At 44.6% G+C, this 16,568-nt stretch carries 10 protein-coding genes; 8 read left to right on the forward strand and 2 right to left on the reverse strand.

Annotated features, from left to right (window positions below; all coding sequences use genetic code 11):
• Positions 1-100: 100 nt before the first annotated feature.
• The 8 genes from KCTCHS21_RS03100 (at position 101) to KCTCHS21_RS03135 (ending at position 12,756) form a co-directional block, all read left to right on the forward strand.
• A complete protein-coding gene (locus tag KCTCHS21_RS03100; protein WP_130605071.1) occupies positions 101-1,858 on the forward strand; it encodes a cache domain-containing sensor histidine kinase in 1,758 nt (585 codons plus the stop codon).
• The gene (locus KCTCHS21_RS03105) at positions 1,855-3,402 is read left to right on the forward strand and encodes a response regulator transcription factor (RefSeq protein WP_130605072.1); all 1,548 of its coding nucleotides are present in this window, start codon (positions 1,855-1,857) and stop codon (positions 3,400-3,402) included. The genes KCTCHS21_RS03100 and KCTCHS21_RS03105 overlap by 4 nt, the downstream gene beginning before the upstream one ends.
• A 114-nt stretch (positions 3,403-3,516) precedes the next feature.
• The gene (locus KCTCHS21_RS03110; protein WP_130605073.1) at positions 3,517-4,782 is read left to right on the forward strand and encodes an ABC transporter substrate-binding protein; all 1,266 of its coding nucleotides are present in this window, start codon (positions 3,517-3,519) and stop codon (positions 4,780-4,782) included.
• A 66-nt stretch (positions 4,783-4,848) separates the two neighbouring features.
• The gene (locus KCTCHS21_RS03115) at positions 4,849-5,733 is read left to right on the forward strand and encodes a carbohydrate ABC transporter permease (RefSeq protein ID WP_130605074.1); all 885 of its coding nucleotides are present in this window, start codon (positions 4,849-4,851) and stop codon (positions 5,731-5,733) included.
• Positions 5,730-6,572 carry a carbohydrate ABC transporter permease gene (locus tag KCTCHS21_RS03120; RefSeq protein WP_130605075.1) on the forward strand — a complete coding sequence of 281 codons (843 nt, stop codon included), beginning with the start codon at positions 5,730-5,732 and terminating at the stop codon, positions 6,570-6,572. The genes KCTCHS21_RS03115 and KCTCHS21_RS03120 overlap by 4 nt, the downstream gene beginning before the upstream one ends.
• 5 nt (positions 6,573-6,577) lie before the next feature.
• Complete coding sequence (locus tag KCTCHS21_RS03125; protein WP_130605076.1) at positions 6,578-8,926, forward strand: glycoside hydrolase family 31 protein; 2,349 nt, start codon at positions 6,578-6,580, stop codon at positions 8,924-8,926.
• A 221-nt stretch (positions 8,927-9,147) separates the two neighbouring features.
• Positions 9,148-11,904: an S-layer homology domain-containing protein gene (locus tag KCTCHS21_RS03130; RefSeq protein WP_130605077.1), complete on the forward strand. Its 2,757-nt coding sequence runs from the start codon at positions 9,148-9,150 to the stop codon at positions 11,902-11,904.
• A 159-nt stretch (positions 11,905-12,063) separates the two neighbouring features.
• Entirely contained in the window at positions 12,064-12,756 is a 693-nt protein-coding gene (locus KCTCHS21_RS03135) for a Crp/Fnr family transcriptional regulator (RefSeq protein ID WP_130605078.1), read from the forward strand.
• Between the two features lie 60 nt (positions 12,757-12,816).
• Here the strand turns inward: KCTCHS21_RS03135 and KCTCHS21_RS03140 are convergent, their stop codons facing one another.
• The gene (locus KCTCHS21_RS03140) at positions 12,817-13,587 is read right to left on the reverse strand and encodes a response regulator (RefSeq protein WP_130616322.1); all 771 of its coding nucleotides are present in this window, start codon (positions 13,585-13,587) and stop codon (positions 12,817-12,819) included.
• Positions 13,559-16,522 carry a histidine kinase gene (locus tag KCTCHS21_RS03145; RefSeq protein WP_130605079.1) on the reverse strand — a complete coding sequence of 988 codons (2,964 nt, stop codon included), beginning with the start codon at positions 16,520-16,522 and terminating at the stop codon, positions 13,559-13,561. Before KCTCHS21_RS03145 ends, KCTCHS21_RS03140 begins: the two co-directional genes overlap by 29 nt.
• Positions 16,523-16,568 lie beyond the last annotated feature (46 nt).

The raw sequence follows: 16,568 nt of genomic DNA on the forward strand, positions 1-16,568 counted from the left end.
TAATATAAATATTAGTGCTCTCGGAATGTGGGGAGTAATGTCTATTAATAGCGGTAGCCTTGCAAATCATAGAATCGTAGAATAGGGGAGCTGCTCCGTCATGAAAGGGCGATTGAGTTATCGTAACAAGCTCATCATTTCGTTTATGCTCGTTAGTCTGCTACCTGTGCTCATCGTGCAAATGGTATCGTATTACGTCTCTAGTGATGCGATGAAGCGAAAAATAGACGTTCTTGTGCAGGCGAATTTGACTCAAACCTCCAAAAACTTGGACACCTCGCTTCAAGCCTATGAGGATTTGTTATTTCAGATCGTGACGAACGACGATGTCATTCGACTGTTGCGTGAGATTAATAACCCTGCGGACGATGTAGAGCTTAGTAAGCGTCAATTGATTAATCAACTAGCTTCTTACTCCTATGCGAAGAACGGTATTCGCAGCGTGGCCATTTTTTCGAACAACGGAACCTTAATTAGCTATGATCAGCAGACGGGCTCACCCTACGATAACCTGTGGACCAACGTACGAGATTTAACATCAAGTCCCATCTATCAGAAGGCTGTACATAACCAAACTGGGAGTATTAAGACGATCCCAGAGAAAATGGACTCTATTAATTCTGAGGAACAATACGGCTTTCATCTCGCAAGAAAGTTAATTGATTACAATAGAATCAGTCTGGACAGTATAGGAGTCGTTGTCATCACCGTGTACGAGTCTGTGCTCGCTCGCGCAATTAACCTAGATGTGCCAGATGTGGGACAAGCACATCAAATCGATAATCGAAATTTTCTGACAGATGGTCGGGGGTTAATCATATCTGCGGCAACGAAGGACGACATCGGCAAGCATGTCGATGAGATCCAAACGGGCTCGACGATTAGCAACACTTACAGCAATCCCAATAGTGGCTGGACAATCTATAACCTGATTGATCAGAAGAAGCTATTCAGCGAAATGTATGCTATGCAGCGATTAAACCTGATTGTCGGTTTTGCTGCGCTGCTTATCGCGGCACTGTTAATTTTCTATTTTGCAGGCCGATTGTCCGGCTCGATCCGGAAGGTCGTCAAAGCGATGAGAAGCGCTAGTCAAGGTGCACTCACGGTCCATGTGGAAGAGCAATCGAAGGATGAAATATCCGCCATTGCTTTTAACTTTAACAAAATGATGAATACAATTAACGAGCTAATGGTAGAGGTTAAGGAAACAAGCGAGAAGCGGAAAGAGGCCGAAATTAGGGCGTTGGAATCGCAAATCAATCCCCATTTTCTCTATAATTCATTGGACTCGATCAATTGGCTCGCCATCGAGAAGGATGAGCATCAAATCAGCCATATGCTGAAAGGGCTCGCTCAAATCCTGAGATATAGTATTAAGGATAGCAACAAGCTCGTCACTGTAAGGGAAGAGCTTGAATGGATGGATCGGTATATTTTCCTCCAGCAATATCGGTTCCGTTCCTCCTTCTCTAGTACCGTTGAGCGTGACGAAGAAGTCATGGACTATTTGGTTCCGAAGCTGATCCTTCAGCCTTTTATTGAGAACGCTATCATTCATGGCTTCTCTGGCTTTAAGATGGGGGGAGAGCTGCGAATCGAGGTCAAATTAATCGCTGCTCATTCCATTGAATGGACGATACGAGATAACGGGGCCGGTATGGAAGCTGCCAAACTGGCCGAAGTTTTGTCCGAAAGCCCGGTTCATTCGCAAGGAATCGGTGTGCGTAATGTGATGGATCGACTGAGAATGTACTATGGGGAGCAAGCCTCCTGTGAAATTCATAGCCATATCGGGGAAGGCACGGAAGTTAGAATCACGATGCCCGCCATGCAGAGAGAGGGTAATGAGCAATGAAAATTGTAGTCATTGAAGACGAGGATAATACCCGATATGGCCTTATTAATCTAATAAAGAAGCTAGGCGAGCCCTATGAAATAGTGGGAGATGCAGATAATGGGGAGGCTGGACTGGCGCTAATTGAGCAAATGAAGCCGGACCTCGTCATCACCGATATTAGAATGCCGCAATTCAGTGGGATTGAGATGCTTGAATCTCTGAAGCGCAACGGGCACCGTCACCAGACGGTCATTCTAACCGGCTACTCACAATATGAATACGCGAAAAAAGCACTAGGATTGGGCGTTTTAGAGTTTCTTGAGAAGCCGATTACTGCTCAAGATTTGAAGGATACGTTAGTTAAAGCGCAGCAGGAGCTAATGCTCCAACAGGTTGCAGGCATTCCACGGGGACATGCAGCGGCACGATTGGAGCATTACTTGCAGCAGTCCGTCATACAGGAGCAGCTTGATCTGGCTTTGCTGGCGCCGCTTGCGGAGAAAGCTGCCTTCTTCACAACAGGTGAAGCTTATCACATGGTTTGCATCTACATAGGCCAAGCCGAGCCTGATGTTGCTGCACAAATTAAAGCCAGATTAGAGCACCAACTCCAACAGACTTGCCGCTATTCGGTATTTGTCGTTCCGCAAGAAGCTTCGCTCGTTGCGTTGCTTCAGCCGAGCATTGCGGGCATCGATCTCGATATGTTTATCCAACAGGAAATGAAGTCAACGATCCACTCTGTAGCCCCCTATGCAGGGATTAGCACGGTACCCTTCGCAGGATTGCACATGCTTAAAGAAAGGTTCAATTTATTGAACTTCACTCGAAAATGGTTCCTTACTTTGGATGAAACTCGTACGGTTATGAGAGAGTCTGACATCGGCACAATCAGCATTGAACCGTTTATTTTTCCGCATGCGCTGGAGAATAAAGTCAAGATGGCGGTAGCCGAGCAGAAATGGGAGCCACTTGAGCGCTATTTTCAAGAGTGGTTGCAATTTTGCTATGAACGACGCTATGATCCGCAGCATATCATCGATGGTTCAGTGCGGCTGGTAACTGCAGCATTGTGGAGTGTCGGCGAAACGTTCGGCGATACGTGGGCATTTCATTTTCAGAAAGCATGGCTTCAGCCTATCTTGGAATCTCACACTCGCACGGAACTGAATGCTTCAATCCAGCGGATTGTAAAAGAAATGACGGAAATCAGCCAAGCGGTTCAATCTCCGCCGTACAGCTTCATCGTGCAGAAAGCCCTTAAGCTTATCCACGAGCTCTACAAGGAAGGGATCACATTGGATGAAATTGCATCCTCCTTACAGATTACCCCGGAATATCTCAGTGCCTTGTTCACCAAAGAGGTGAAGAGTAACTTCTCCACTTATATTAAGAATGTTCGGATCAAGCATGCCAAAACCTTAATGCTGACAACCGAGCTAAAAATATTCGAAATCTCCGCAATCGTAGGGTACTCTGATTCGAAATATTTCTCGCGGGTGTTCAAGGAAGTGACCGGACTGTCGCCTGCAAGCTATCACAAAATGAATCATGAGCTTTGATAGCGCTTAATTTGTGCTTAATATCGTCCACCTTTTTTAGATAATTAGAATTATAAGAACGCTTACATTGCTTTAATCTAAAGGTGTAGACAATACGCCATTAGGGGGAGAAACATGAAAAGAGCAAGTTTATTGCTAATGTCGTTGATGCTTGTATTGACATTAGCGCTTACAGGCTGCGGTTCGAATAAAGCAGCAGAGCCAACAGAAAAGTCAAATGAAAGCGCAACCGCCCCAACTGACAGCAAGAAGAAATTGACGTTATGGTTTTATTTTGAAGGTAAATCTCAATTCGATATTATCAAGTCACTAACAGATGGCTTTACGCAGAAAAACCCGAACATCGAAATCAAGCCTGTCTACATCCCGTTCGCAGATTTCAAGAAACGTCTTTCTGTAGGTCTGGCAGCGTCCGACCTCCCAGATATCGTCATCATCGATAACCCGGATCATGCGGCGTATACGGCAATGGGATTGTTCGCCGATATTACAGACAAGCTGGCGGATTGGCCAGATAAGGACCAATACTTCGAAGGACCTTGGAAGTCGGCATCCTACGAGGGCAAGCAGTATGGTATTCCACTCGGAAGCAATAATTTAGCCCTTTACTATAACGAAAAAATGCTGGCAGATGCCAACGTTAAGCCTCCGCAAACATGGGATGAGCTACGCGTGGCAGCGAAAGCACTTACGAAAGGGAACGTGAAGGGACTCGGTATTTCCGCTCCGCAGAACGAAGAAGGAACGTTCCAATTCCTTCCTTGGTTGTTATCCACGGGCGCTACCTTTGATCATATCGTGCCTGATGGAACAAGAGCATTAGGCATGCTGTCTGACTTGATCAAAGACGGCTCCATGAGCAAAGAGGTCATTAACTGGACGCAATCTGACGTGATGAAGCAATTTGCTTCGGGCAATCTTGCAATGATGGTAAACGGACCATGGCAAATTCCGGATCTGACAAAAACAGCTCCTGATTTGAAATTCGGTATCGCTTTTGTACCAAAGGATAGCAAATTTGCTTCTGTACTAGGTGGAGAAAACTTGGGCGTAATGAATGGTGCTAACGTAGATGAAGCGGTTCAATTCATTAAATACGTTGCAACTCCTGAAGTTAGCAAAAAATTCTCGCAAGATTTCGGTTACTTCCCGGCGAGAAGAGACGTTGCAAGCGATCCGTATTGGTCACAAAATCCGCAGTTGAAGGTGTTCGCAGAAAATATGGAGAACGCTCAGCCGCGGGGCCCACATCCGCAATGGCCTACGATCTCGAACGCTATTTCCGAAGCTCTTAGCAAAGCGTTAACTCTTACGACCACACCGGAACAAGCTGCCACTGAAGCACAGGCGAAAATCGATAAAATACTAAGCAATAAGTAGAATGAGAAAAAGTGGGGTGCTCCGGAGCGATCCGGTGCTCCACTTTTTTTGAAAGGGTGCACAGCTATGACCAAAGCCAAAGGGCGCATCGCCGGTTATTTATTCGTGCTGCCGGCACTTCTCTATATGATCTTTTTTGTCGGATATCCCATTATTGATAACATCCGGCTAAGTCTTTTTGATGTCAATGTTATGAACCTCACTAAGGGGCACCAATCCTTTGTCGGACTTGATAATTACATTGAATTATTCAAAGAAGGCACGTTGCAAAAAGTGCTGATGAATACTCTTATTTTCACAATCTCATGCTTGGTTCTGCAGTTTATCATTGGACTTGCGTTCGCGATGCTCTTCAATCTTCAATTCCGATCTGCACAACGACTTCGAGGTCTTGTCATGATTAGTTGGCTATTGCCCGCCACGATAACAGCTATGATGTTCAAATTTATGTTTAGCTCGGGCGGGATTATCAACGATTTTCTCATGAAGCTTCATCTTATTAGTAGTCCAATCGATTGGCTTGTTAGCTCGGGGACAGCGATGTTTACGATCATTCTGGCGAATACTTGGATCGGCATTCCATTCAATATGATGCTACTAACAGCGGGTCTCACCACCATTCCTAAGGATATTTACGAAAGTGCGGCTATCGACGGGGCAACGGCTGTGAAACGGTTTTTCAAGATTACGCTTCCGCTGCTGAAGCCAGCTATCATGTCTCTGCTCGTGCTGGGCTTTATCTATACGTTCAAAGTATTTGATTTGGTTCTTATCATCACGAACGGCGGTCCAGTTAATGCCACACAGATGATGTCCACGTATGCGTATAAGCTTTCCTTTGACCAATTCCAATACAGCCAAGGCGCAGCCATCTCTAACGTGATGTTCGTCTTGCTGTTAATCATCGGTGTCATTTATTTGAGACTCCTTAAGAAGGAGGAACAGCTATGAGAGCGATGATTAAACAGTCTCGTTGGTTACTTCCGCTAGTTAGCATCATCATTGTCGTTATCTTTTTGTTCCCGCTATATTGGCTTGTCGTCACTTCATTCAAGACGGAGGCTGAGATTTTCCGGTCACCCCAAACCTGGTTTCCTCAGGTGTGGCAATTCAAGTCCTATACGGAGCAGCTGACGGGCTCTTCCTTCGATATTGTGAATGGTTTCCGAAACAGTCTTGCCATTGCAGTTGGAGCGTTGCTCGTATCCACGCTATTATCGATTCCTGCTGCCTATGGCGTGGCTCGCTTTCGCTTTCCTGGCAGGCATAGCTTCATCCTTATATTTCTTGTCACGCAGATGCTGCCAGCATCCTTATTGCTGACGCCTTTATTCATCTTGTTTAAGAATATTGGACTGATCGGAGCTAGCTATTGGAGTACGATACTAGCCAATGCTACAGCTGGCATCCCGTTTTCGGTCATTATTCTTAGAACGTATTTTGCAACGTTGCCGAAAGAGATGGAAGAGTCAGCTAAAATCGATGGCTGCAATACGTTCACGACATTCACGCGTATTATGCTGCCGATTGCCGTTCCTGGCGTTGTTGTTGCCATGGTTTTCTCGTTCTTGTTCGCTTGGGGCGATCTAATCTATGGCATGACCTTCATCGGGAAGGAAGAGCTACGACCAATTACTGCGGGAATATATAATTTTCTCGGCTTCCAGAGCACGTCATGGAACAACACAATGGCTTTCGGTACGGTGAGCATGCTGCCGGTTGCTTTACTATTTATATTTGTGCAGCGTTATATCGTCAGTGGTTTGACGAACGGTGCGGTGAAGGGGTAGATGACATGGAATTTAAGTCAAAAGCATTAAACCAGCCCATCGACATGAGCGCGGATTTCGAGGAGGTTGGAGACCAGTACTTCTTTCCTTCCCATGTAACGGCCTTCAATCCGGATGAAAAAACAGGAACCTTGATGTGGAAACGTCATACGCGCAAACCGCGATTATCTTTTAATCAAATGGACTATCCGTTCACGGAGACGCCTTCGTGGGAGTTCCCTGAGGAATATGAGGAATCGCCAACAAGCGAGTTTAAGCTTACCTTCTTATCAGACAGGACGATACGGTTACGAATTCAAACGCGGCCAAGAGCTGATCGGCAAGCCGCTGCGCCATCCCTCATGCTGAACGAATCGGTGGATACGTTGTCCGTACCTTGGGATTGCGTCAGCACGGATGAACAGATTGTCTATTCAAGCTCGGCAGGATCTGTCGTTATTCAACGTAACCCGTGGAAAATCATTGTTAGGGATCAAATGGGTCGTGTCTTAACGGAAACCCGCCACTTTAGCGATTGTTCATCTTTGCTGAATGCGAATGGTCTTCCTTTTTCCTTCAAAAAAAGCACGGCGGATCTAAGCAACCGAATAGCGGCAAGCTTCCTTCTGCGACCGGATGAGAAGCTCTTTGGAACTGGGGAATCGTTCACACGGCTAAACAAGCGCGGGCAGAAGCTGAATCTATTTACGACGGATGCTTTAAGCGCCCAGACGCAGAAGACATATAAACCGATTCCTTTCTTTATGAGCAGCGAAGGGTACGGAATGTTTGTCCACACCTCGACGCCGCTAACCTTTGATTTCGGCGCTACTTATGACGATACGAATACTCTCTATACAGGTGAAGAGAAGCTGGATTTATTCCTGTTCATCGGTTCTCCGAAGGAAATTCTGTCTGAGTATACGAAAGTGACCGGTCGAAGTCCGCTTCCACCTCTATGGTCGTTCGGTCTATGGATGAGTCGCATTACTTATAGCTCGGAGCATGAAGTTCGCGAGGTTGCGCAAAAATTACAGGAGCATGGTATCCCTTGTGATGTCATCCATCTGGATACGGGCTGGTTCGAGACGGATTGGCGCTGTAACTACGAGTTTTCGGGGGAACGTTTTGACGACCCTAGCTTGATGCTATCGGATTTGAAAGAGATGGGGTATCGAGTATCGCTGTGGCAGCTGCCGTATTTTACTCCAAACAACTCTTTATATGATGAAATTCTGGATAAAGGCTATGCCATACGCACAACCGACGGGAGATTGCCAACTGAGGACGCGATTGTTGATTTCAGTAATCCGGATGCTGTTGCTTGGTATCAGAAGCAATTGGCAAGTCTGCTAAACCTCGGAGTTGCAGCCATCAAGGTTGACTTTGGTGAGGCGGCTCCACTGAATGGTATGTATGCTTCGGGACAAAGCGGATTCCACGAGCACAATCTGTACCCCCTCCGTTACAATAAGGCAGCCTCTGAAATTACGAAGTCTGTCAACGATGAATCTATCATTTGGGCACGGAGTGCATGGGCTGGTAGTCAGCGCTATCCGATTCATTGGGGAGGAGACGCTGAGAATACGAATAGTGCAATGGCAGCAAGCTTACGTGCTGGATTATCGCTAGGCTTGAGCGGATTTTCGTTCTGGAGCCATGATATTGGTGGCTTCGTTAATAGCAGTCCGGAAGAGCTTTACAGCCGTTGGCTTCCGTTTGGAATGCTGACCTCACATAGCCGCTGTCATGGAGCACCGCCGACAGAGCCTTGGGCCTATGGCGAGGAATTCATGTCCTTGTTCCGCAAAAGTGCGAATTTGAAATACGCCTTAATCCCATACGTTTACACCCAAGCCAAGCTGAGTGCGGAGTCCGGTTACCCTATGCTACGCACCTTATTTTTTGAGTTTCCAGAGGATGCAGGCTCGTGGCTTGTCGAGGATCAATATATGTTTGGGTCTGATATTCTAGTGGCCCCATTTTTTGAGGCTGAACAGGAGCGTAATGTGTATTTGCCTTCCGGGGATTGGTTTGATTATCAGACCGGCCTGCATTATGAAGGAGGACGCTGGTACCGAATTGCCGCAGGTGAACTGCCGATTATTATGCTCGTTCGCTCGGGTGCAGTCATTCCTCATGCAAAGCCGGCATTGTCGACAGCTTTTCAAGATTGGGATGATCTTGATTTCGTCTTATTTGCCAGGGATAGCAGCAGTACAGATGAAGAATATACAGCTTCCATCTTTGACCCGCGCGATCAATCACTTTATGAGCTCATTGTCACCAGCAGCTCTATTCGTGAAGTTTACAAGAATAAAGCCGCCTTGGCGGTACCGCGTGTGGGGTGGAAGGTTAAAGCTCATAACTCATGAGGTAGCTAGCCTAACCCTTGGCCTCCACAATACTCCCACGCCTCACCCAAACAAAAACCCGACCTCACACGGTCGGGCTTTTAATTTGGGCGAAATTGCAGAACGTTGTGCTCCCAAGCAATATGTTTTACAAATAACCTCATCTTTTTAACATTTGAGTTTACAATTCGTCTCTATACTTAAACCGACATCAAAATGCACTCGAAGGGAATTACAACATCATGAATAGCAAACTGAAGTCTTTTATCGGTACCTCTTTCGCCTTCTTAATGCTCGCACAGAGTGCGACAACGGTGACTGCAGCAGAGAACACACCTTCCGCCAATTCACCTGGAAGATGGATGTCCGGTGAGTATCATGCACATACGATACAATCGGGTGATGCATCCGAATCTTTTATGAAATTGGAAAATGTACTTGATGCTGCGTTTCGAGAGGATCTTGACAAGAAGCCAGCAGAAACAATAACTTCACTGTCGTACGGCAATCCCTTTGATTTCATCGTACTTTCTGACCATCTGCGCGATTCGCCGCGAGACCCAGATGGCAACAATAAAGGCACTGCTCGTTGGGAAGCAATTAAAGATCAACAGGACAAGCTTGCAGCGCTCCAAGCGGCTGGGAAATATAAAGGAAAATCCATCTACTCAGGTTTTGAATGGGACATGATGGGGTTGGATCATGGTTCTGTCGGTATTATCGATTCCAAAAGTAATGAAGTACCGATAGATGCCATTCATCAATTCGAGTGGTTATACAGCTACGACACAAATCCAGGTATGTTCCATTCCAATGAAACAGCTCTTTGGGGACCAAGACTTGATAAGAATACGTTGAAAAACGATAAAAATAAAACCTTTGAAGCTATCGAGTGGCTGAAAAATAACTATCCGGAAAGCTATGTATTGCTTAACCATCCATCTAGACACAATGGTGGCAGCGGTGTTGTTAATATTGAAGATATGCGCAAAATGAATGATATTGCTCCTGAAATTGTTTTTGGTATGGAAGGATTGCCTGGTAACCATATGGCAGCCGGTGGGAATCGAGCTGAATTAGTCGACATATACGGCGGAGCTGACGTCATGGTCGCAAAGGTCGGCGGAATGTGGGATGCTATGCTTGGTGAAGGTCGCCACTTCTGGAATTTCACAAATTCCGACTTTCATTTTAAGGTGAGCAGCAATCGGAATTACTCAAGCGGTTACTGGCCTAGCGAGTACTCCCGGAACAATACTTGGGTCGAAGGTAACAGCTTTAAGGATGTTGTAGAAGGTATGCGTTCAGGTAAATCCTATGCCGTCTATGGGGATCTTATCAACGCACTTGATTTTAAAGCAATTGGTAATGGAAATCAGGCTGAAATGGGCGAGAACCTACAAGTAACTGAAGGTGATCTTACAACAATAAGCATTCGCTTCAAGAGCCCGGAGCACAACAACTATGCACCTATTAGCCCGCATAATTCCTCAGTCACTAATAAAATCAATGTCGATCATGTCGATCTGATTTCTGGAGAAGTTACTGGCAAGCTCGATGAAAGTCAATATGCCAGCAATAAGACCAATGACACGACGAAAGTTATTAAACGTTTTACGAAAGACGATTGGGGACAACCGGATGCAGAAGGCTATTATACTGTTTCCTATAAAGTACCTGCTGATACTAGCCGTTATTATCGTTTGCGTGGTACGAACCTTGGTACAGACGTCGCAGGCTTCACAGCTAACGGCGAGCCTTTAAAAGATCAGTCATTTGACTATAGTGGTAGTCCTTCACCAGAGCAGAACGAGGAACGCTTCAATAATATTAATGACCGTAACTATACAGGCTTATGGTTCTATTCTAACCCGATCTTTGTAAATGTTGCTGCGCTAAGCGATGAGCAGGCAGTTACTGATACCGTTGCTAATTTAACTTCAACACTTGGTGATACTAGTGCGATTATCGCAAACATTGCTCTCCCTACTGAAGGGTTGCATGGTACTCAGATTGAATGGAAGAGTAGTCATGTGAATACCATTCGTATCGACAACAATAATGCGATTGTTACACGTCCATCCGCTGGCATGGCAGATATGAATGTTACACTAACTGCAACGATATCTCGCGGGAATCAAAGCATAGATAAACCCTATACCTTTATCGTGAAAGCTTATCCTTCTACTAGTTTGCCAGATAACAGCTCTAGCAAGCCGAATACGTCCGTCACAGGTGGTGGAGGAACAGCTACCGCTAATTCAAATGGTAGTGTTACATTTACACCGGATAAAGGTTACCAAGTTAAAGATGTTACAGTTAATGGAGTATCTAAGGGAGCACTCACTCAAGTGACAGGTCTGAAATCTACTGACCAAGTTGTTGTGACCTTCGAGAAAATTTCGGAGCCTCAGAAGCCGACTGATCCAACCGAGCCTACTAAGCCTGCTGTCACATTTCATGATGTTACGAATCATTGGGCGGCTTTATCCATTAGCTATGTAGTAGAACATGAGTTGTTCACGGGTACTGCGGCAAATACGTTTAGCCCTGACACAACGATGACTCGTGGTATGCTGGTCACGGTTATGCACCGCTTAGCTGGTAAGCCTAATCAAGCTGGTTCAAATCCGTTCAAAGATGTTAATACGAACGCGTATTACAATGATGCAGTAGTATGGGCAAGCCAGAATAGCATCGTTAATGGGGTTAATAGTACTCACTTCGCTCCAGATCAATCTATTACTCGTGAGCAGCTTGCACAGATATTGTTTAATTATGCTAAAGCAAACAAATTGAATATGAACGCTAGCCAGTCATTAGCCGCTTTCACAGATGCTAACAAAATCTCAACATGGGCAGCTGATGCGGTGAAGTGGTCCGTGAGCAACCAATTACTTTCTGGTAAGGGTAATGGCACGCTTGATCCAACGGGCGTCGCAACACGTGCTGAAGTCGCAGCCATTATTAATCGTTTTATGATTGCCTTCAATAAATAATCAGAAGTACAATTTTCAATGATATAGCTTGAATACGGTAGATGCTGTTAACTCAGTGTCTGCCGTATTTTTGTTTTTATAACCGCTTCATCTATCAATATTTATTAATGTTATAATTAACAAAAAGATATATTGCTTATACTGGAGGCAACTCTCAAGATGAACCCACAATTATTACGAGATTTCCCATTCTTCGAGCATCTTGATGATGAGTATTTGACTGAAATTGCTAAGTTATGTATCGAGCGTAGTTATACAAAGGGAGAGACCATCTTTTTTGAAGGTGAGGAGGGAGAGGAGCTCTTTCTCGTTATATCAGGAGTTGTTCAGATCTATCAGGATAACCATTCTAGGGATGTGATTTTTTCTATTTTTAGAGAAGGGGATTTTTTCGGAGAGATGGCTTTGCTGCAAAATGAAAAGGTACGCTCTGCTTCCGCGAGGACGATCGAGAAGTCTACTTTATGCATTTTGAAAAAACGCGATTTCATTCCCTTAGTTAAAAGCAAGCCTGAAATACTGATCGGCATTCTGGAAACAACCTTAGATCGTCTTCGTGATGCCAATAATTTAATCATGGACTTGACCATTCTCGACGTGCGCACGCGCATTGCTCGCTTGCTGCTACGACTGACAGAACAGCATGGAGTGCCCTCTGATGAAGGTGTTCTCATCGATGTGAAACTAACGCATCAGCACCTGGCAGATATGACGGGAACGGCACGCGAGACAGTGACAAAATCATTACTTGAATTACAAACCGATAATCTGATACGTATTGATCAGAAGAAAATACTCGTGTGTAACATAGATAAACTAAGAAATATACTCGACGCAGTCGCTAGAGCATAATATTGTAGCCTGCTCCAGTCGCGACTCAGTCGAAACAGGCTATCATTTGCATCTCGTTTTTTACTCGATAGAATCCCAACGATAAGCCCACAGATATCCTTTTGATTTAAGCAGCACGGAATCAGGGCCTTCTTTGGGCTCTAGTAAAATACTATTATTGGCCTTCATCATGTATCCATCGTTTATGCGTTCGATGACAATGGGGATATCCAGCTCCATGAACAGCTGCCGCATTCGGTAGATAGTATTATACAGATTGGATAGCGCTCGCTTGTCCTCCACATTGGTCCAGAGATCATCGATAATTCTCCACTTCAAACACAATTTGCCTTCATGAAGCAGAAAATAGTAAAAAAGCTCCTCCGTTATTCGGGTAGGCCACTTGATGAGCTGCTCCCCCTTCTTAACGAATGCATCGTCATAGAGGCGGACATGCAGTTCATTCTTATGGGTGTGCTGACTTTTTAGGCCGTAATATTTTTGAAGGCGTTCGTCTAGTTGTTTGACTATATTCGGGGTCATTGGCTTCAGAATATAGTCCAGAGCCTGTACGCGAAAAGCTTCAATAGCATATTGCTTGTGAGCTGTTGAGAAGACCACAGGTACGTCAATGCCGTTCTCCACTAAATTCTGAGCCAATTGTAGTCCCGTCATTCTTGGCATTTCAATGTCGAGCACGAGTACGTCCACATCTAATTTCGGTATTTCCTGCAATGCTTCGAATGGAGATTCAAAGCAGCCTACAATTTGAAAGGGGCCGTAGGTTTCAAGCAATCGGGCATGTAGCCCGAGAATCGGTTTCTCATCCTCTACGATAACTACTTTCCACATCATGTCGTCCCTCCTTAATGGGAATCGTTAAATGAATTGTTGTTCCTTTGCCGGGAATGGACCTGAGCTCCAGGCTACCTTGGCTGAGATCTTGCACACGTCGGCGTACATTCGTAAATCCGATGCCAGCGTTAGCGTTCTTTTCCCCCATTAATTGTGCACATTGCATTTCTGTCATGCCCACACCATCATCGGAAATTAGAATGTTCAAGAGAGATTCTTGTGCGGAAATCGTCACCTGAACATGTCCCGGCCCTTCTTTCTCAAATAAGCCATGGCGAATTGAATTTTCCACTAAGGGTTGTAAGAGCAAACTTGGAATTAAAATATTATCAGCTGTAATTAGGGGATCAATGCTATAAGCGAACGTTAATCGTTCACCGAATCTAGCCTTCTCTACTTCTACATAGGCTTCAATAATTTCAAGTTCCTTGTAAAGAGTAGAATATTGTCCATCCCGACTCGTTTCAAAAATATATCGTAAAAAGGAACTAAGCATCGTAAGAAGATAAGCTGCACGCACGCCATCCGTGTAACAGAAAGCAATAATATTGCTAAGCGCATTATATAGAAAGTGCGGTTTGATTTGAGTTTGCAGAAATGCCATTTCATAATCAATAGCTTTCAGCAGGGATTGCTTCGTTTGTTCAACAGCATTTAAGCGGGCCATCAATGTCTCTTTGGAGAAAGGCTTCATTAAATAATCATTTGCACCGGAAGCAAAAATCATTTCAATATTTCTGGGATATTCGGAGGAGGTCATCATTAAGATCGGCAGATCCATTAAAGATGCCTGCTTACGAATATGTTGAAGCAATTGTAGACTATTCCTGTTACCGGGGATGATATCATCAATGATCATCATCGCTATTTCTGGGTGGTTATTATAATAGTTAAGTGCCTCTTGAGCTGTATAAGCGATTTGTATCTTGTAGGACTCATTTAGCATGCCGCTCATGACTTCCGCGTGCATCACATCGTCTTCTACAATGAGGATCGTTCGTTGCTCGCGATCTTCCATGAGCATTCCAGATGGTATGGCGAATTTATGTTTTATTGCTGTGGCCGGATTTTTGTATTCACTGAAACCCAGTTTGATTGTGAAGCCAATACCGTTCTCCATACTTTCATACGTAATACTTCCTTTCATTTGCTGAATGAGCTCCTCCGTCATCATGAGCCCAGAGGGATGCTGCCGATCTATGTTCGCTGTCGGTGACTCGCGGGTTGTTGTTACTCTAAGCAGGACATCCGTCCCAACATGAAGGGATTCAATGGTCAGGCTGTCATCTGAGGTATCGTGAGATATCTCTGTCATAATGCGTAGAAGTACTTGCGTCAGCCGTTGCTCGTCTGTCCACACGTACAACTGCTCCGAAATATTTTCGTTTATTTGAATTCGCTTCTTCGCGAATGTAAGCTGCATCAGTTGGATGACATGGAGCATGACCATCCGAAGATTGGTTGATTTAAGATCAATTGCGTAATCATCAAATCGAATGCGAGTAAAATCGTGTAAATCTCTCAATAAATAAACCATGTTCTCCATTAACTGCTCTGCTAGGTATAATTGCTCGCCTTGCTTCTTTGGATTGTGTTCGCGAGTAATTGACTTTATTAAATGTACAGTATCGTGTAGAGGTCTCTGCAAATCTTGCGTTGTAACCTTCAAGAAATCATCCTTCGCATTGTTAGCCTTCTGCAATCTAGCTGTCAGTTGTTCCGATTCCTCGGCTCGATTCATCAAACGTATGCCTAAAAATACGTTCATCGCGATAACAAACCCCACCAGCCCGATTCTGTTCATACCGTTGCGACCGGAGAAGAAAAGACTATCCATGGAGCCGCTGACTGCGAACAAGGCTAGAAAAAAGAGCATAGACATGAGAATGAGGGCTTCATTTTTACGTATACCAATGCGGTTTTTTACAGTCAAATAGAATATGCGAATGATAATTCCTATGAATAATCCATCGGTGTAATAAAAGAACTCGTACTGTGCCCAAGACAGGGTTCTGGCCGGTAAAATAATATTAAATAACGTATAGATCAGTATGGGAAGGAACAGCAGAAGCAGCGTTCTTTGCTTCATAATGGTAGGAATCATTTTCACAATAAAGGCAATTAGCAATAGGGAGCTTAGGAATGTAAAGGTGTCTTGCATGCGAAAGTAGAGATCAAAAGGAATTGATGGGAACTCCCGAATCAACAGTCGCTCCCCTCGCAGCACAACGACCAAGGCTAGCAGCAGAAAGTACAATCCACTATACAGGAAAGCCTCATCTTTCGTTCGAAGCAAATAGATTGTCAGATGAAACATGCTGAATAACAGCAAGCATAAGACGGCTGTCCATTCCAATGAAAGATCGCGATTCACGTCCTCCTTCATTAGCTCAGCATCGCCGATATCGATTGGGAGGATGATGCCACCTCTAGCATTATAGAAGTTGGATACGTGAATGGTGATGAGAACTTGCCGGCTATCCGGTTTAAAATACACTTCAAAAGAACGATTATCTGGAGCTGTCTCTTGTTTAGAGGAAGCTACTTTTCCGTTTTCTGATATTTTTTTACCATCAATGTAGAGAGAATTAGCGGACCAAATATTTCTGACACGAAGACCAATATCGGACCAGTTATCTGGTAGATACACGATTAATTGGTAGGAGCCCCATTGTACATTGGATGCCCAAGGACCTGGTACGTGCTCATTATTCGCTTCTATTAAAAAGTCTGTAGGATCGACAAAAGAATCGGCTGTGAATTTCCAATCGCCTGCTAACGATACAAAGGGTGAATCAACGAGCTCTCGTAGGTCAAGCACACCGTCTACAGCTTTAATTTTGACTGAGCCTGTGCCCTTATCACTAAAAATCATATAGACAATGGCGATCAAGGCGCATATAGCTGTCAAGAAGCCAACCCATCTTTTCATATGTAGTCACATCCCTATGATTACTATAATACGAGAACAATCTCAC

This window comes from Cohnella abietis (assembly GCF_004295585.1).
GTDB classification, from domain to species: Bacteria; Bacillota; Bacilli; order Paenibacillales; family Paenibacillaceae; genus Cohnella; species Cohnella abietis.

Coding starts and splice junctions, on each gene's coding strand:
- KCTCHS21_RS03100 (WP_130605071.1), top strand. CDS start 101: ATGAAAGGGCGATTGAGTTATCGTAACAAGCTCATCATTTCGTTTATG.
- KCTCHS21_RS03105 (WP_130605072.1), top strand. CDS start 1,855: ATGAAAATTGTAGTCATTGAAGACGAGGATAATACCCGATATGGCCTT.
- KCTCHS21_RS03110 (WP_130605073.1), top strand. CDS start 3,517: ATGAAAAGAGCAAGTTTATTGCTAATGTCGTTGATGCTTGTATTGACA.
- KCTCHS21_RS03115 (WP_130605074.1), top strand. CDS start 4,849: ATGACCAAAGCCAAAGGGCGCATCGCCGGTTATTTATTCGTGCTGCCG.
- KCTCHS21_RS03120 (WP_130605075.1), top strand. CDS start 5,730: ATGAGAGCGATGATTAAACAGTCTCGTTGGTTACTTCCGCTAGTTAGC.
- KCTCHS21_RS03125 (WP_130605076.1), top strand. CDS start 6,578: ATGGAATTTAAGTCAAAAGCATTAAACCAGCCCATCGACATGAGCGCG.
- KCTCHS21_RS03130 (WP_130605077.1), top strand. CDS start 9,148: ATGAATAGCAAACTGAAGTCTTTTATCGGTACCTCTTTCGCCTTCTTA.
- KCTCHS21_RS03135 (WP_130605078.1), top strand. CDS start 12,064: ATGAACCCACAATTATTACGAGATTTCCCATTCTTCGAGCATCTTGAT.
- KCTCHS21_RS03140 (WP_130616322.1), bottom strand. CDS start 13,587: ATGTGGAAAGTAGTTATCGTAGAGGATGAGAAACCGATTCTCGGGCTA.
- KCTCHS21_RS03145 (WP_130605079.1), bottom strand. CDS start 16,522: ATGAAAAGATGGGTTGGCTTCTTGACAGCTATATGCGCCTTGATCGCC.